Below are 16,936 nucleotides of genomic sequence, written 5' to 3' on the forward strand. Positions count from 1 at the left end.
GCGACCCGTGAGCAACGCGCATTTGTAATTCAGACGCCGGCGGGGCGCAAGATATCGTCAGGCAGCCAGAAAACGGCGCGGCCCTCGGGCGTATCGCGCTCTTCGACGCCAACCGGCCGCAAGCGTGCGCCACGGCACGGGCCGCCCACGCAGTGCCCGGTGTCAGGCGCGTAGATCGCGCCATGCGTCGCGCACATCAAGTATAAGCCTGATGAATCGAAGAACTGGCCCTCCATCCAATCAAGCTCCATCGGTACGTGGGCACAACGGTTCAGGTACCCATGCACGCCGCCGTCATAGCGCACGAAGAAGACAACGACGTCCTGATCGGCATAGCGGGCCGCGATCCGTACGCCCGGCCCGCCGTCGATCAGCGCATCCGATGCGCACACGCGCACCGCCTCTCGTTCGCCGCTCATCATGCGTGCTGCCTGAGCCAACCGGCAAGTGTGCCGACGCTGTCCGCGACGAAACAGGGCTCGAGTGCGCTCAACGCCCCGGCCGCATGCGCGCCGTAGCTCACGGCCACGCCAGCAGCACCCGCGTTTTGCGCCATTTGCAGATCATGCGTCGTATCGCCGATCATCACTGTGCGCATCAGATCCTGCCCCAATTCGCGTGTCAACTCATGCAGCATGGCCGGATGAGGCTTGGAAAACGTCTCGTCCGCACAGCGCGTGCCGGCGAACACGCTCCCAAGGCCCGCCACGTCGAGCGCCCGGTTCAGCCCGACCCGGCTCTTGCCGGTCGCCACCGCCAGCAAGTAGCCAAGCTCGCGCAGCTCGGCGAGCATTTCGCGTACGCCATCGAACAGTTCGATTTGCGCGTCTTTGAGCAAGAAATGGAAGCGATAGCGCTCGGCGAGGCGCGGATAGTCGCTCGGATCGAGCGTCGGGGCGGCAATCTGCAGCGCGTCGCGCAGACCGAGGCCAATCACGTAGCTGGCGGCCTCGTCGGTCGGCACCGGCAGGCCCAGGTCGCGGCACGCCGACTGAATGCTGCGCGTGATGTGCCGGGTCGAATCCATCAATGTGCCGTCCCAATCGAAGACGATCAGGTCAAATTGCTGCTGGGCCATCGGCTTGCGCCTCGTTCGTCAATTCGTTTAACTGGTCGATAAAACGCCGGCACTCGTCCGGTAGGGGCGCCTCGAAAGTCAGCGGCTCGCCGGTGACCGGGTGGACCAGGCTCAGCCGGTACGCATGCAGGAACATACGCTTGATGCTTGGTCGCGAATTGGCCCGAGCCAACGCCTTGTTGAGCGCGAAATCGCCATATTTGGCATCGCCGACGATCGGCAACCCAAGATGCGCCAGATGCACGCGGATCTGGTGCGTGCGTCCGGTCTTGAGCTCGGCCTCGATCAGCGCGTAATGCGGCCAGCGCTCGACGAGGTTGAACACCGTGTGCGACGCGAGGCCTTCCGGGTCGATGCGCACACGGCGCTCGCCGTCCGCGGTCAGATATTTCGTGAGCGCCGCCTTTACGGCGCGGCGACGCCCCCAGTCACCCGCCCATTCGCCGTGCGCGCAAGCGTAATAGCGCTTGTCCATCCGGTTTTCGCGAATCTGCTCGTGCAGGCCGACGAGCGCTGCACGCTTTTTGGCCAGCATCAGGACACCCGACGTCTCGCGATCGAGCCGATGCACGAGCTCGAGGAACTTGCCGAGCGGGCGTGCTTCGCGCATCTGCTCGATCACCCCGAACGCGATGCCGCTGCCGCCGTGCACGGCCACGCCCGCAGGCTTGTCGATCACGAGCAGGTATTCATCCTCGAAAATCACCCGAAAGTCGGCGGGCGGGGCGGCCATAGCCGGCTCACTCTGCCCGCTTTGCGCGGTACGTATTGGCGGCACCCGCACGATGTCGCCGGTCACGAGCCGATATTTCGCGTCGACGCGCCCTTTGTTGACCCGCACTTCCCCGCTGCGCAAAATTCGATAAATATGGCTTTTGGGCACACCTTTACAGACACGCAACAAAAAATTGTCAATGCGCTGTCCAGCGACACCGTCGTCAACCTGTATCATCGACACTTGGTCGGCTGCGACCGATTTCTGGGATATTTTGCCTAACTCATTCATTCTGAATATAATTTGCCCCAGCAGCTTGCGGCTGCCGGCGTATTGGCCGGCGAATCCGGCAGGATGTGAGGGGCGAAGCGAGCAGTTTCTATTTTACTTGCTTGGCTGTACCCAAGGGTCGGTTGCTCGCCCTGTCAAGAGTAGCAACGAGTTGCACGCACGGAATCCGTCGCGGCAAGGACGGCGCCCACAGGCGCGTTCGGTCGCAACCGATCCCGACGGTAACGGAATGTTGGTAAAAAAGAATTCATCTGGCGAGCTCGAGCGTCACTTTAGCTCCCGGATTGCGAAAACTACGGCGAGCGCCCTGAGCGTCCCGCGTTAAGCGGCGTTTGAGGCGACGTCAAAATTGGCGAGACACCCCGCGTGGCTGTCGAGCGTCTTACGGGCTTCGCGCCGCGTCGTAGACGATGCGGCTTTGCCCCGGCCGGCAAGCGTGCACCGCACGATGCGAGCCGTGGTTTTCGAAGTGCGGCGACGCGAAGCGCGCCCTGTGCGACGCCGTTATTTGAAGCCGTGTTCGCATGCGCCCGGCGGCTCGCGAGTCCATCCGATTTGCAGCGAGCCCCTTCAAGGCAATTCTCCCCGCCATCGTTCCCGCTCCAGCGTGTTTGTGACAACAAAACGAAGACGCGGCGCGCCCCAACGCGTACGGCCTAGGCTGCTCTAGCCGGTCGTGCACGTCGGCCAAGCCGCTCTGGAGCCGTTCAATGAAACGCATGCTGTTCAATGCGACGCAGCAGGAAGAACTGCGCGTCGCCATCGTCGATGGGCAAAAACTCATCGATATCGATATCGAAACCGCCGGGCGCGAACAGCGCAAAGGCAATATCTACAAGGGCATCGTCACGCGCATCGAGCCGTCGCTCGAAGCCTGCTTTGTCAACTACGGTGAGGACCGGCACGGCTTTTTGCCGTTCAAGGAAGTCGCCCGCCAGTATTTCCGTGATGGCGTCGACATGCGCTCCGCGCGCATTCAGGACGCGCTGCGCGAGGGTCAGGAGATCATCGTGCAGGTCGAGAAGGAAGAACGCGGCAACAAGGGCGCCGCGCTCACGACCTTCATTTCGCTCGCCGGCCGCTACCTCGTCCTGATGCCGAACAACCCGCGTGGCGGCGGCGTGTCGCGTCGGATCGAGGGCGACGACCGGCAGGAACTGCGCGAAACGATGGGGCAGCTGGAGCTGCCGGATGGCATGAGCATCATCGCGCGCACGGCCGGCATCGGCCGCAGCGCCGAAGAACTGCAGTGGGACCTGAACTACCTGATGCAGTTATGGCGCGCGATCGAGGCCGCCTCGCAAAGCGGCCAGCCGGGTCAGCCGATGCTGATCTATCTCGAATCGAGCCTCGTGATTCGCGCCATTCGCGATTACTTCCAGCCCGATATCGGCGAAATCCTGATCGACACGACCGAAATCCATGACCAGGCACGCGCCTTCATGGACATCGTCATGCCGGACAACGTCGGCAAGGTGAAGCGCTACCACGACGACGTGCCGCTCTTTTCCCGCTTTCAGATCGAGCATCAGATCGAAACGGCCTACTCGCGTACGGTGCCGCTGCCTTCCGGCGGCGCGATCGTGATCGATCACACCGAGGCGCTCGTCGCCATCGACGTCAATTCGGCGCGCGCCACCAAGGGTGCCGATATCGAAGAAACGGCCACGCGCACGAACCTTGAAGCCGCCGACGAAGTCGCCCGCCAATTGCGCTTGCGCGATCTGGGCGGCCTGATCGTCATCGACTTCATCGATATGGAATCGGCCAAGAGCCAGCGCGAAGTCGAGCAGCGCCTCAAAGATGCGCTCAAGCACGATCGCGCCCGCGTGCAGATGGGCAAGATCTCGCGCTTCGGCCTGATGGAACTGTCGCGCCAGCGGCTGCGCCCGGCGCTCTCCGAAGGCAGCCACGTCACGTGTCCGCGCTGCAACGGCACGGGCCACATCCGCGATACTGAATCGTCCGCCTTGCAAGTGCTGCGGATCATTCAGGAAGAGGCGATGAAGGAAAACACCGCGGCAATTCATTGCCAGGTGCCGGTCGAAGTCACGGCCTTCCTGCTCAACGAAAAGCGTCAGGAAATCAACAAGATCGAATCGCGCTTCAAGGTCAATGTCGTCCTGATCCCGAACAAGCACCTCGACACGCCGCATTACAAGCTCGAGCGCCTGCGTCACGACGACGCGCGCCTCGATGATCCGCGCGCGTCATGGAAGATGGCGGAAGAAGCGGCCCACGAACTCGAGTCGGAAACGGGCTACAGCAAGCGCCCGGAAGAGACGAAGCCGAAGCAGGAAGCCGCCGTCAAAGGCATCACGCCCGAGAAACCAGCACCGAGCGCACCGTCCGCCCCGCAAGCGGCTGCGACAGTCGCTGCTCCGGCCCGCACAGGGGGTGGGTTCATCGGCTGGCTCAAGGGTCTTTTTGGTGGCCAACCGGCCACCCCGGTCGTCGCGCCCGAACCGGTGCAACCGGCGAAGCCGGCACGCGAGCGCGGCGGTGAACAGTCGCGCAACCGCAATCGGCGCGGCGGCGCGGCCAGCCGCGAAGGCGCCGCGCGTGGCGAAGGCGCCGGCGCACGCCAGGGCCAGCAGCCCTCGCAGCGGCGCGACGAGCAGCCATCGCGCGAGCCTCGCGAAGCACGCGGCGGTCGCGAAACGCGCGAGGGACGGGAGCCGCGTGAACCACGTGAAGCACGCGAGCCGCGCGAGGGACGCGAGCGCATGCAGGAGCGCGGCGAGCGCGTCGCCGAAACGGGCGGTGCGACGGCCCGCGGCGAGCGTCGCGAACGAGGCGAGCGCCCTGAACGCGGCGAACGTCGCAAGCCGCTGACCGACATCGCACCAGAAACGGTGAACCGTCCAGAAGCCGCCATTCTCGATACCGAGACGGCCGCAGCCGCCGCTATGGCAGCGCCGGGCGCGACGACGGGCCCCGATCAGGAAACCACGGCACGGGATGGAGAAGAGCGTCGTCGTCGCCGGCGTGGCCGCCGCGGCGGTCGTCGCGAGCGTGAAGAAGACGGCGTCAATGTCACGCATGCTGCGGACGTAGCCGAAGCGGAAGGCGCGGTTGCCGAAGTGGCCCCGCAAGCGGCGCCAGTGCAGCCAGGTCAGCCGGTGCAAGCCGCAACGCAAGCCGAGCGCTCCGTCGCGCCGAGCGAAGCAGCCGAGGCAGCGCCGGTCGCAACCGTTACACCGGTCGCGACTCAGGCGCCTGTAACAGCGCCTTTGCCCGAAGCCGAGATGCCAGCGGCCGCCCAAGCGCGGGAACCGGCGCCCACCGTGGCCGCGCTGACAGCAGGCGCGCCGCCCGTCGAGCCCGCTGCATCGCGGCCCGCGCCTGAGCTCGCCCCCCACGCGGAGCCGCTGCCGGCCGCAATGCAGACGGCGCTCGAGCACCCGGCCGCCGCGCCGGCAGCTGCACCTGCAGCTGCACCTGCAGCTGCACCTGCCGAGTTGACTGTGAGCGAATTCGCGCCGGCCGCCGAACCCGTCGCCACCGAGCCGGTCGTTCAACAAGCGTCCCCGACCGAGCCGCCAGAGCAACCGGTACAACCCGCGCAAGCTGTGCAAGCCGCACCGGTAGCCGAGTCGGCCCACGTCGAGCAAGCACATGTGCCTGCGACGCCTGTCGGCGCGGAAACGACGGCGCCGTCCGCCGCCCCCGCCAAGCGCGCAAACGGCCTTTCGACCGCCGACTTGCAGCCGATGCTCGAATCGGCCGGGCTGGTCTGGGTCAATACCGACGCCGAAAAGCTGCGCACCGCGCAAGAAGCGGCCGCGCAGGCCGCGCCGCAACAGCGTGTGGTGCGCGAGCGCAAACCGCTGCCGCCCGCGGATGCCGCGCCGATGCAGCAAGTGGAGACGCGCAAAGCCGACTGACCCAGCCGCAGTAGCACGCTTCTCTCTCTCAAAGCCCGCCTCCCCTCGGAGGCGGGCTTTTTATTGCCGGCACGGTAATATGATCGAAACCCGCAAGCCCGGAACACAAAGCCGATCGAATGTTGCGTATTCGGCTAGAATGGCCTTCTGACCGTTTCTTGATTCGATCATGTCCCGCCGCATCATTCCCGTCGCCGATATCAGCGCCGTGCCCGATATCGCTGGCGCTGCGTTCACGCCCCGCGGGATCTTGACCGACGCATATGCGCGGCCAATGCGAGATCTGCGCATATCGATCACAGACCGCTGTAATTTCCGCTGTGTCTATTGCATGCCGCGCGCGGTCTTTAACAAAGACTATCCGTTCCTGCCCCACAGCGCGCTGCTGTCGTTCGAGGAAATCGAAAGACTCGCCCGGATTTTCGTCGCGCATGGCGTCAGCAAAATCCGGCTGACGGGCGGCGAACCGCTGTTGCGCAAGAATATCGAACGGCTCATCGAGCGTCTGGCGCGCATGACGACGGCCGATGGCCTACCGCTCGATGTCACATTGACCACCAACGGCTCGCTGCTCGAGCGCAAGGCGCGCGCGCTGAAGGACGCCGGGCTAAACCGCGTCACGGTCAGCCTGGACGCACTCGACGACGCCCTGTTCAGGCGAATGAACGATGCTGACTTCGCGCCAGCAAGCGTGCTCGACGGCATCGCGGCCGCGCAGGCGGCAGGTCTTGCGCCGCTCAAGGTCAATATGGTGGTCAAGCGCGGTACCAACGACCGTGAGATCGTGCCGATGGCGCGTCACTTCAAAGGTTCCAGCATCGTACTGCGCTTCATCGAATACATGGACGTCGGCACATCGAACGGCTGGAACATGACCGAAGTGTTGCCGTCGGCCGAGGTCGTCGCGCGCATTGCCGAGGCCTTCCCGCTCGAGCCGCTCGAGCCGCATAGCACGGCCGAAACCGCGCAACGCTGGGGCTATGCGGACGGCAGCGGCGAAATCGGCGTGATCTCGAGCGTCACGCGCGCATTTTGCGGAACCTGCACGCGTGCCCGGCTTTCCACCGAAGGCAAACTTTATCTGTGCCTTTTCGCGTCGTCGGGGCATGATCTACGTGCGCTTGTACGCAACGGCTCCTCCGATGCCGACATCGCGGCGGCCATCGCCGGGATCTGGCAAAAGCGCGCAGATCGCTACTCGCAGTTGCGCGGCAGCGGCGCGCCCATCGGTCAGGATGACGGCGCCCCACGCGTCGAAATGTCCTACATCGGCGGATAAGGTCGCAGCGAAGCCATGCCATTCGATACGCCTTCGCGCACGACAGGCCTGATTCTCGCCGGCGGACGCGGCTCACGCATGGGTGGGCTCGATAAAGGCCTCCAGTTGCTGGGTGGCGAACCGCTCGCACTCCACGTCGCAAGACAGCTCGGCCGCCAAGTCGACGCTTTGCTCATCAGCGCAAATCGCAACCTCGAGACGTATGTCGCACTCGGCGCGCCAATGCATGCCAGCGTCGTGAGCGATGCGTCGAGCGATTTCGCGGGTCCGCTCGCGGGCATTCTCGCCGGGTTGCGCGCGGCCGACACCGAATTCGTGCTGTGCGCCCCATGCGACGCACCGAACCTTCCGTCGGATCTGGCCAGCCGGCTCGCTGCCGCACTCGCACAAGCACGCGCCGATATCGCGACGGTCGCCACCGTCGACGCGAACGGACTCCCCACGCTGCACCCTGTGTTCGCCTTGCTGCGCGCTTCACTCGCCGATGACCTCGCCGCTTTTCTGGCCGACGGCGGGCGCAAGGTACGGGCGTGGTACGCGCGCCACATCAGCGTCGAAGTCGCCTTTGTCGACGAGCGTGCGTTTTACAATGCCAACTCCTTGCGAGAGCTCGCCGATCTCGAGCGCTCGTGGTCACCGGGCGTGTCGTAAACACGAGCCGCAAGCGAGCGCGCCTCTGATGCGGCGGGCCGAGGCAAAAAGCGCTCGCGGCCCCCAGTAGACGAACCGCGACGTCCAATCATCGATGACCCTCTCCGACTCCGACGACATCTCCCATAGCGTCTCGGCGCAAGACTCGCAAGCCTTGCCGGTTGCCGCGGCGCTTGCGATCGTGCGCCGCTGGGCGCTGCCCGTCGCGGGGGTCGAGCGAGTGGCATTACACGCGTCGCTTGACCGCGTGCTGGCAGAAGACGTGATCTCGCCCATCGATGTGCCGGCGCACGACAATTCCGCCATGGACGGCTACGCGTTCGACGGTGCGATGCTCGCCGCCGATGCACCCGTCTTGCCGGCCGAACCGGCCGGCTCCGCGACGCGGTTGACGCTCCTCGTTGCCGGCGAGGCGCGCGCAGGCCATCCGTTTTCCGGCCAAATCCGCCAGCAGGAGTGCGTGCGCGTGATGACGGGCGCGCCGATGCCGGCGGATTGCGATACCGTCGTCCCGCAGGAGCTTGTCACGTGCGTCGAAGCGCGCATTGCGTTCGACGCGGGGCGGCTTGCGCGTGGGGCGAATCGTCGGCGCGCGGGCGAAGATCTTGCGCGCGGCCGCCCGGCGCTCGCCGCCGGGCGCGTCGTTCGCCCGGCCGATATCGGGCTCGTCGCCTCGCTAGGTGTCGCCGAGGTGGCCGTGCGCCGACGTCTGCGGGTGGCGTTTTTCTCGACGGGCGACGAATTGCGCTCGGTCGGGGAACCGCTCGACGCAGGCTGCATCTATGACAGCAATCGCTACACGATCGCAGCCATGCTCTCGCGGCTCAACGTGCAAGCGTGTGATCTCGGCATCGTGCGCGACGACCCGGACGCGCTCGAAGCCGCCTTTCGCACGGCCGCACACAGTGCCGATGTCGTGCTGAGTTCGGGTGGCGTCTCGGTGGGCGACGCCGACTTCACTCGCCGCATGTTCGAGAAGCTCGGCGACGTGGCGATCTGGCAACTCGCGATGCGCCCCGGCAGGCCGCTCGCATTCGGCCGCCTCTGGCCTGGCGCCCGCAACAACGGCGATTGCCCAGCGCTCTTTTTCGGTCTTCCCGGCAACCCCGTTGCGGTCATGGTGACGTTCTATCAGATCGTGCGCGAGGCGCTGCTGGCTATGTCGGGCGCGCAGCGCGGCGCACCGTGGCAATTCACCGCTACCGCAACGAGTCCGATCAAAAAACGAGCGGGCCGCACCGAATATCAGCGCGGCATCGCTGTGCGCGAGTCCGACGGCACATGGCGTGTCAGCCCGACGCGCTCGCAGGGCTCGGGGGTGCTTAGCTCGATGAGCGAGGCCAACTGTCTGATTGTGCTGGCACACGAACAAGGCGACGTCGCAGCGGGCGCGCCCGTCGAGATCATGCCCTTCGAAGGTCTGATCTGATCAACGAATCGAGTACATCGTCTCTTACGGGACTTCTTGCATATGAAAAAACAAATCTTATCGATCGCGCCCGGTCAGACCGCCAAGGCGCTCATCCTCGTCTATTTGACGTTCAGCGTTCCGATTGTGCTTCTCGGCATGCTCGTCGCGTTCATCAAGTACGGCTCGGTGGAACTGAGCACCATCTTGAGCGCACTGCTGCTCAATGCCATTCTCGGCTTCGTGCTGCTGTGGATTGCCTGTCACGCCTATAACTGGGTGGCCTCTCGCTTTGGCGGCATTGAAATCGTCCTCGCGGATGCACCGGAGGAAGCCTGATGGACGGCACTATTCGCGCCGCATCGCCAGACGACGTACCAGCGATGCTCGCGCTGATGCGTGAACTCGCGGAATTCGAAAAGCTCACGCATCTGTTCGTTGCCAGCGACGAAAGCCTGCATGAGGCACTGTTCGGCGTGCGGCCCGCGGCGGAGGCGCTCGTTGCCGAACAAGATGCACGCGTCGTGGGCTACGCCCTCTTCTTCCACAACTTCTCGACGTTTTTGAGCCGTCGCGGGCTCTATCTCGAAGACATCTACGTGCAGCCCGGCCTGCGTGGCAGCGGACTAGGCACGGCGCTTTTGCAACGCGTTGCGGCCATTGCTGTCGAGCGGCAATGCGGACGCTTCGAATGGTCGGTACTCGACTGGAATCAGCGGGCGATCGACTTCTACGCCAAAATGGGCGCGAGCGTGCTACCCGAATGGCGCATCGTGCGCATTACCAACGACGCGCTGATGCGTCTTGCAAAGGCCGAATAACGCCAAAGCAACGAGGCAACGATCAAGCCACGGCTGCTCGTTCGCCTACTCGCCTACGGGCTCGGTGTCCTGCGGGCCTAAATCGGCCTCGCCAAGCAGCCCTTCCGTCTGCTCGCCTGGCAATGCCTCCACTTCGCGCAGCTTCGTGTTCATCACGCGCGTGCGCTGCTCGGCGGCGGCAATCGAGCGTGTCACCGTTTCGAGTTGGGACTTGGTTTTTGCGAGCACAGCGCCGAATTTGCCGAATTCGGTCTTCACGGCGCCCAGCACCTGCCACACCTCGCTTGACCGCTTCTCGATCGCGAGCGTACGGAACCCCATCTGCAAGCTGTTCAGCAGCGCGGTGAGCGTAGTCGGCCCCGCGATCGTCACGCGGTAATCGCGCTGCAATTGGTCCGTCAGCCCGGGCCGGCGCAGCACCTCGGCATAGAGCCCCTCGGTCGGCAAAAACAGCAGCGCGAAGTCTGTCGTATGGGGCGGCGCCACATACTTCTCGGCAATCGTGCGCGCTTCATTGCGTACCCGCGTTTCCAGTGCGCGCGACGCCTCTTCGACCGCCACGACGTCGCCGCGATCCTGCGCATCGATGAGCCGTTCGTAATCCTCGCGCGGAAACTTGGCGTCGATCGGCAACCAGACTGGGGTGGCCACACCGTCTCCATTGCCGCGCTCGATGCGCCCCGGCAGCTTGATCGCGAATTCCACGCGCTCGCCGCTCCTCGGCACCGTCGCAACGTTTTTCGCGTACTGGTCGGGTGTCAGCACCTGTTCGAGCAGTGACTGGAGCTGCACCTCGCCCCACGTCCCGCGCGTTTTGACGTTTGTCAGCACCCTCTTGAGATCGCCCACCCCCGCTGCGAGCGTTTGCATTTCGCCAAGCCCGCGATGCACCTGCTCGAGCCGATCCGAGACAAGCTTGAATGATTCGCCAAGACGCTGCTCGAGCGTCGCGTGAAGCTTCTCGTCGACCGTGCGACGCATCTCTTCCAGCTTCGTCGAGTTGTTCGCCTCGATATCCTTCAAACGCTGTTCGAGCGTGGCACGCACCTCAGCGAAGCGCCGGTCGTTCGCTTCGATCAATTGCGCGAGTTGCTGGGCGAGCGTGTCGCCGAAGCGCTTGAGCGTTGTGCTCTGCTCTTCACGCGACGTCAGCGCCTGGCTGTGCAGGCTCTCGCGCATCGCATCGAGCTGTTTCGCATTCGTTTCGGTCAGTTGCGAAAGCCGCGCGGCGAAGCCCTCCATCTGCTGGTTTTGCACGGTGGCGGCGCTCGCCTGATGCGCCGCAAGTGTTTGCTGGAACTGCGCAAAACTGCCGCCGAGTTCGGCACGCGACAAGCGCGATGTCTCGGCGATTTCGCCCCGCAATTCGCGCTCGAGGCGCTCGTACGCACGCGTTTGCGTCTCGCCGGACGTTTCGATACGCTCGCCAAGCGCCTCCACGGCAGCGCGATCGCCCTCGCGCGCGAGGCCTCTTAACGCGAGCGCCAGCGCGAACGCCAGAACGACGACAGCGACCGCAAGCGCCAGCGTGAAAACCGTGATCATCAGCGTGTTCTCTCCAATACCTGCGGGTTGATCGGATTCGGGACCCTGCCGGCAAGCGGACCTTCGCTCAGCGCGGCCATCAGGTTATCAGCCGCCAAGTTGGCCATCGCGCGACGCGTTGTTTCACTGGCGCTGGCGATGTGCGGCGTGAGCACGACATTGGGCACCGCGAGCAGGCCAGGATGCACGCCCGGCTCGCCTTCGAAGACATCGAGCCCGGCCGCCGCGATGCGCTTGTCGCGCAACGCTTCGGCAAGCGCGGCATCGTCGACAATACCGCCGCGCGCGATATTGGTCAGCGTGGCCGTTGGCTTCATCAGTGCGAGCTCGGCTGCGCCGATCGTGTGGTGATTTTCGCGGGAATAAGGCAGCACGAGCACGACATGATCGGCTTGCTGCAGCAGCATCTGCTTCGACAGATACTCGGCGCCGAGTTCGGCTTCGATCTGATGCGCCACACGCGAGCGGTTATGGTAGACGACACGCATGCCGAAGCCGCGCGCACGCCGCGCGAGCGCTTGGCCGATGCGTCCCATGCCGATGATGCCAAGCGTCGAGCCGTAAATGTCGACGCCGAGAAAGCCGTCGTGGCGCCACCCTTTCCATTCGCCCGCGCGCAACCACCGTTCGCTTTCGGAGATACGGCGCGCCGCCGCCATCATCAACGCCCAACCGAAGTCGGCCGTCGATTCGTTCAGCACGTCGGGCGTATTCGTCGCGAGCACATTGGCCGCGTTGAAAGCGGGAATATCGAAGTTGTTATAGCCGACCGCCATGTTCGCAACGACGCGCAGCCGCGGCGCGGCTGCCAACACGGCGGCGCCGATCGGGTCACCCGCCGTGAGTGCGCCGTCCTTATCCGCGAGACGTCGTGCGAGCTCATCGGGACCGAGCGGAGGACCATTGTTCCAGTCCACCTCGAAGTGCGCGCGGAGCCTGTCGACGACATCGGGGAAAATCGGGCGCGCGACGAGAATCTTTTGCATCGGGGTCTCCGTAGTGCGGGCAGTGACGTTACGGCTTGTTCGGCGAGCCGCTCACTGCCCCGAAAAAAACAGCCATGTCGTCAACAGGAAGACCGGCACGAGAATCGCGCCAGACCATCCGAGATAGGCGAAGAAGCTCGGCATGCGCACGCCGCGCGACTCGGCCATCGACTTCACCATGAAATTGGGCGCGTTGCCAATATAGCTGTTCGCGCCCATGAAGACAGCGCCGGCCGAGATCGCCGCGAGCGTCGTGGCGCCCGATGTCATCAGCGTGGGCGCATCGCCGCCGACGAGATTGAAGAACACGAGGTAGGTCGGCGCATTGTCGAGAAACGACGACAACAGCCCCGTCGCCCAGAAATACATCGCGTCTACCGGTGCGCCGCGCTCGTTCGTGACCAGATCGACCACGGATGCGAACGGCCCGTGCGCGCCCGCTCGCAACATCATGATGACTGGCGCAATCGTGATGAAGATGCCGGCAAAAAGCTTCGCGACTTCTTCGATCGGTGCCCAATTAAATGCATTGCCGACACGCGCCGAGCGCGGTGTGATGACAAGCGAGATCAGCGCGAGCGCGACGAGCAGGACATCGCGTACCGCGTTTTGTAGTTCGAGCGCGGTGCCGAACACGGTCAACGACAGACCCGGCTTCCACAGCCCGCTCATCAAGACGAGTGCGACAACCAGCGCAAGCAACACCACGTTCGCTTTGCCTTCGATGCTGAAGCGTCGCGTATCGGGCGTTGGGTCCAACGCTGCTGCGCGCTCTTCCTCACGGTGATGATAGAAGTACCAATCGAGCGCGTAAAAGAGCGCGAGCAGCAGCGAACAGACAAAAAGCATCGGCAGCAACAGATGCACCGTCGTCCAGAAAAAACTGACGCCGTTCAGAAAGCCGAGAAAAAGCGGTGGATCCCCGAGGGGCGTGAGCGAGCCGCCGGCATTGGCCACGAGAAAAATGAAGAACACCACGACGTGCACGACGTGCTTGCGATTATCGTTCGCGCGTAACAGCGGCCGGATCAACAGCATGGCCGCGCCCGTCGTGCCCATGACGCTCGCGAGCACCGTGCCGAGCGCGAGTATCGCGGTGTTGACCTTGGGCGAGCCATGCAGGTTACCGCGCACGCAGATTCCGCCGGCGATCGTGTAAAGCGCCGTCAGCAGCACGATGAAAGGGATGTACTCCTCGACGAGCGCATGCGCGAGTGTGCCAAGCGCAGTATCGAAGCCAAACGCGTACGCGAACGGCGCAAGGAAGACGACTGCCCAGGCGGCGGCAATCTTCCCGAAATGACGATGCCACAAATGTGGCATGACGAGCGGTAAAACGGCAATCGACAGCAAAATCCCGGCGAATGGCAGCGCCCACAGCACCGAGAGCGACGCCCCTTCGAGCGTGGCAGCCGATGCTGCCGGGGACCACAGCGCAGCCGCCAGCACGAGCGCAAACGCGGCCGAAACCGGCATGCCCGCGAACGCGGCATGTCGTTTTTTCATGTACTTCCTCAAAAGGTTCGAGAAGCGCGCCGCATGCGGCGCGCGATGATCAAGCGCATCGATGGATTACCGGCGCGGCACCCGCATGGCACCCATTAAGCGCCGCGCACGACGATGGCATGGACGCGATAAGGGCCGTGTGCGCCGAGCACGATGGTCTGCTCGATATCGCCGGTGCGCGAGGGCCCCGACACAAAGTTGACCGCGCGCGGCAACTCGCCGCGTTCGGTGCGCATCAGCGCGAAGGCCTCTTCATAAGCCGCCACCACGCGCGAGGCCGGCACGATGGCAATGTGCGTCTCGGGCAGCAGTGCCGCGCCGACATCGGTGCCCGGGCCCGAAAGCAATACGAGCGAACCGGTTTCGGCCGTGGCGCAAAAGCAGCCGGTGATTCCGACCAGATCGGTACCCTGCGGCGCGCGCGATTCGACCACCAGACCCGCATCAGCCCACGCAAGCGATTCGAGCGTGCGCCAGATAACCGCGCGAGCCGCCAGCCCCGCGTCCGCCAGGTAACGGACAGCCGCGGCTGGGGCATCGGCGAGCGAATCGACTTCGTCAACCGTCGTGCCCATCAGCCGCGCCTGCTCGACGAAGCGTACGACGCGCGCAACCGGATCGGCCGGCAACGCAGGACGCGGCCCCGCGGGATGATGCGCGAGGTAATCGGCCACGGCCCCGCGTTCGGCCGGCTCCGGCTGTGCCGCGCGGCCGCTCGCCGCGCGTATGCGCGCGAGGATGTTGCGGCGTGCCGCCGATGTGTCCATGAGCTATTCCTTCTTTGCGGGCAATGTCGGATCGCCGATTATACCGGCGCTCTTTTTCAAGACACACTTGGCCGAATGGATAAGACGCCACGCTATTCGTCGCGGTCTTCGGCGGGCGTTGTGATGCCGAACACTTGTCGCAAGTAGGCGAGATAGGCCTTGTCGTCGCACATGTTCTTGCCGGGTGAATCGGAGAGCTTGGCCACCGGTTGCCCGTTGCAGCGCACCATCTTGATGACGATCTGCAGCGGACTGTAGCCGAGATCGTTGGTCAGATTCGTACCGACGCCGAATGCGAGCCGGCAGCGCCCGCGAAAGCGCTCGTATAGCTGCAGCACTTTCGGGATATCGAGCGCGTCCGAAAATACGAGAACTTTCGTGCGCGGGTCGCAGCGGTTCTCCTCGTAATGACGCAACAGCTGCTCGCCCCATTCGAACGGGTCGCCGGAATCATGGCGCGCGCCATCGAAGAGCTTGCAGAAATACATGTCGAAGTCATTCAAGAACGCCTGCATGCCGTAGACATCGGACAAGGCGATGCCGAGGTCGCCGCGATACTCTTTCGCCCACATTTCGAAGCCGTAGGTTTGCGAATCGCGCAGCCGGGGCCCGAGCGACTGACAGGCCTGCAAGTACTCGTGCGCCATCGTGCCCAGCGGTGTGAGGTCGTGCTTTTTCGCGTAATAGACGTTGCTCGTGCCGGCCAGTTGCTCGCCGATGCCGCTCATCAACGTGAGGATCACCTCTTCGTGCCAGCGCTTCGAGAAGCGCCGCCGCGTGCCGTAATCGGCGATCTTGCAATCGGCGAACTCGGGCCGCGCGCCCAGCAGCGTGATCTTCTCGCGCAGCCGTTCGCGCCCGATGTCGTAGTCCGGCTGGCGTTGGGTGTTCCGGAAATAGACTTCGTTGACGATCGCCAGCACAGGAATTTCGAACAGAATCGTGTGCAGCCACGGGCCGACGATTTCGATGTCGATCTCGCCATTGCGTTTTGGCGAGGGCGTGATCGAGATGTATTTTTCATTCAGATGAAAGAGCGCCAGAAAATCGACAAAATCGCTCTTGATGAAGCGCATGCTGCGCAGATAATCGAGTTCATCTTCGGTGAATCGAAGCTGACAGAGATCGCGCACTTCATTGCGAATCTCATCGATATAAGGCGTGAGATCGATATTCGGCGTGCGACAGCGAAACCGATACTCCACGTTCGCCGCGGGGAATTGATGCAGCACCACCTGCATCATCGTGAACTTGTAAAGATCGGTATCGATCAGCGATGTAATGATCATGAGTCTTAACCGGTGACGGGCGTCGCGCCGACGGCGGCCGCCATAAACTAATCACGAATCAATCTAAAGCCGGCACGAGGCCTATGGCCGCTCCGGCGTGCGCGTTACGCTACAATACCCCGTTTGCTGGTCCGGTATCCGCTTCCCCCGATATTCCGTATGCAGGAGTTTGAATGACTCACGTTGTGACCGAAAGCTGCATCAAGTGCAAGTACACCGACTGCGTGGACGTGTGTCCGGTCGACTGCTTTCGCGAAGGTCCCAACTTCCTCGCGATTGATCCCGACGAGTGTATCGACTGCGCCGTGTGCGTAGCCGAGTGCCCGGTGAACGCAATCTATGCGGAGGAAGACGTCCCCGGCGATCAGCAGCAGTTCGTCGCGCTTAATGCCGAACTCGTCAAAGACTGGCCCAGCATCACGAAGACGAAAGTGCCGCTGCCCGAAGCAGATCAGTGGAAAGACGTCAAAGACAAGCTGAACCAACTCGAACGCTAAAGCGCACAAGCCGCGCAAAAGCAGCGCGAGCGTCAAATCATGTTGCCCGCTCGCGGCCGAATCCGGGCAAGGGTCTTGACACGCCGCGCGCCACTTCATAGAATCTCGCTTCTCTGCTGTTTGTTGTTCCCCGATAGCTCAGTCGGTAGAGCGCCGGACTGTTAATCCGTAGGTCCCTGGTTCGAGCCCAGGTCGGGGAGCCAAAGAATATGTGCA

The 16,936-nt window shown here is 63.8% G+C and carries 15 protein-coding genes and 1 tRNA gene; 8 read left to right on the top strand and 8 right to left on the bottom strand.

Translation table 11 applies throughout. The features are described from left to right. Nucleotides 1–29: 29 nt before the first annotated feature. From ACSQ20_RS13885 to ACSQ20_RS13895, 3 genes are read right to left on the bottom strand one after another with little or no spacing between them, the layout of a single operon-like run. On the bottom strand, nucleotides 30–419 hold the full coding sequence (locus ACSQ20_RS13885; RefSeq protein WP_436023101.1) for a Rieske (2Fe-2S) protein: 390 nt from the start codon (nucleotides 417–419) through the stop codon (nucleotides 30–32). Beyond that, the gene (locus tag ACSQ20_RS13890) at nucleotides 419–1,078 is read right to left on the bottom strand and encodes an HAD-IIIA family hydrolase (RefSeq protein WP_436020864.1); all 660 of its coding nucleotides are present in this window, start codon (nucleotides 1,076–1,078) and stop codon (nucleotides 419–421) included. Before ACSQ20_RS13890 ends, ACSQ20_RS13885 begins: the two co-directional genes overlap by 1 nt. Beyond that, the gene (locus tag ACSQ20_RS13895; RefSeq protein ID WP_436020866.1) at nucleotides 1,059–2,084 is read right to left on the bottom strand and encodes an RluA family pseudouridine synthase; all 1,026 of its coding nucleotides are present in this window, start codon (nucleotides 2,082–2,084) and stop codon (nucleotides 1,059–1,061) included. The genes ACSQ20_RS13890 and ACSQ20_RS13895 overlap by 20 nt, the downstream gene beginning before the upstream one ends. A gap of 710 nt (nucleotides 2,085–2,794) precedes the next feature. On the opposite strand from ACSQ20_RS13895, the gene ACSQ20_RS13900 reads away from it, so the two are divergent. From ACSQ20_RS13900 to ACSQ20_RS13925, 6 genes are all read left to right on the top strand, one after another. Further along, nucleotides 2,795–5,971 carry an Rne/Rng family ribonuclease gene (locus ACSQ20_RS13900; protein WP_436020868.1) on the top strand — a complete coding sequence of 1,059 codons (3,177 nt, stop codon included), beginning with the start codon at nucleotides 2,795–2,797 and terminating at the stop codon, nucleotides 5,969–5,971. A 169-nt stretch (nucleotides 5,972–6,140) separates the two neighbouring features. Then, complete coding sequence (moaA, locus tag ACSQ20_RS13905) at nucleotides 6,141–7,250, top strand: GTP 3',8-cyclase MoaA (protein ID WP_436020870.1); 1,110 nt, start codon at nucleotides 6,141–6,143, stop codon at nucleotides 7,248–7,250. Nucleotides 7,251–7,265: 15 nt separating this feature from the next. Then, nucleotides 7,266–7,901 (top strand): molybdenum cofactor guanylyltransferase MobA, encoded by a 636-nt coding sequence (gene mobA, locus ACSQ20_RS13910; RefSeq protein WP_436020872.1) that lies wholly within the window; start codon nucleotides 7,266–7,268, stop codon nucleotides 7,899–7,901. A 94-nt stretch (nucleotides 7,902–7,995) separates the two neighbouring features. Beyond that, nucleotides 7,996–9,330: a molybdopterin molybdotransferase MoeA gene (moeA, locus tag ACSQ20_RS13915; protein ID WP_436020874.1), complete on the top strand. Its 1,335-nt coding sequence runs from the start codon at nucleotides 7,996–7,998 to the stop codon at nucleotides 9,328–9,330. 42 nt (nucleotides 9,331–9,372) lie between these two features. After that, nucleotides 9,373–9,648: a hypothetical protein gene (locus ACSQ20_RS13920; RefSeq protein ID WP_436020876.1), complete on the top strand. Its 276-nt coding sequence runs from the start codon at nucleotides 9,373–9,375 to the stop codon at nucleotides 9,646–9,648. Then, nucleotides 9,648–10,130, top strand: coding sequence for an N-acetyltransferase family protein (locus ACSQ20_RS13925; RefSeq protein ID WP_436020878.1), 483 nt, complete (start codon nucleotides 9,648–9,650; stop codon nucleotides 10,128–10,130). The genes ACSQ20_RS13920 and ACSQ20_RS13925 overlap by 1 nt, the downstream gene beginning before the upstream one ends. A 45-nt stretch (nucleotides 10,131–10,175) precedes the next feature. Here ACSQ20_RS13925 and ACSQ20_RS13930 read toward each other — a convergent pair whose 3' ends face one another. From ACSQ20_RS13930 to pncB, 5 genes are all read right to left on the bottom strand, one after another. After that, the gene (locus ACSQ20_RS13930) at nucleotides 10,176–11,675 is read right to left on the bottom strand and encodes a DNA recombination protein RmuC (RefSeq protein WP_436020880.1); all 1,500 of its coding nucleotides are present in this window, start codon (nucleotides 11,673–11,675) and stop codon (nucleotides 10,176–10,178) included. Beyond that, on the bottom strand, nucleotides 11,675–12,661 hold the full coding sequence (locus tag ACSQ20_RS13935) for a 2-hydroxyacid dehydrogenase (protein ID WP_436020882.1): 987 nt from the start codon (nucleotides 12,659–12,661) through the stop codon (nucleotides 11,675–11,677). Before ACSQ20_RS13935 ends, ACSQ20_RS13930 begins: the two co-directional genes overlap by 1 nt. Before the next feature lie 51 nt (nucleotides 12,662–12,712). Next, nucleotides 12,713–14,167 (bottom strand): sodium:proton antiporter, encoded by a 1,455-nt coding sequence (locus ACSQ20_RS13940; protein WP_436020884.1) that lies wholly within the window; start codon nucleotides 14,165–14,167, stop codon nucleotides 12,713–12,715. Nucleotides 14,168–14,262: 95 nt separating this feature from the next. Continuing rightward, on the bottom strand, nucleotides 14,263–14,934 hold the full coding sequence (locus ACSQ20_RS13945; protein WP_436020886.1) for a LutC/YkgG family protein: 672 nt from the start codon (nucleotides 14,932–14,934) through the stop codon (nucleotides 14,263–14,265). Nucleotides 14,935–15,026: 92 nt separating this feature from the next. Continuing rightward, nucleotides 15,027–16,223 carry a nicotinate phosphoribosyltransferase gene (gene pncB / locus ACSQ20_RS13950; protein WP_436020888.1) on the bottom strand — a complete coding sequence of 399 codons (1,197 nt, stop codon included), beginning with the start codon at nucleotides 16,221–16,223 and terminating at the stop codon, nucleotides 15,027–15,029. A gap of 173 nt (nucleotides 16,224–16,396) precedes the next feature. On the opposite strand from pncB, the gene fdxA reads away from it, so the two are divergent. Continuing rightward, entirely contained in the window at nucleotides 16,397–16,720 is a 324-nt protein-coding gene (fdxA, locus tag ACSQ20_RS13955) for a ferredoxin FdxA (RefSeq protein WP_436020890.1), read from the top strand. 127 nt (nucleotides 16,721–16,847) lie between these two features. Further along, a tRNA-Asn gene (locus tag ACSQ20_RS13960) sits at nucleotides 16,848–16,923 on the top strand. Nucleotides 16,924–16,936: the final 13 nt, after the last annotated feature.

The organism is Trinickia sp. LjRoot230 (genome assembly GCF_964253315.1).
GTDB lineage: Bacteria > Pseudomonadota > Gammaproteobacteria > Burkholderiales > Burkholderiaceae > Trinickia.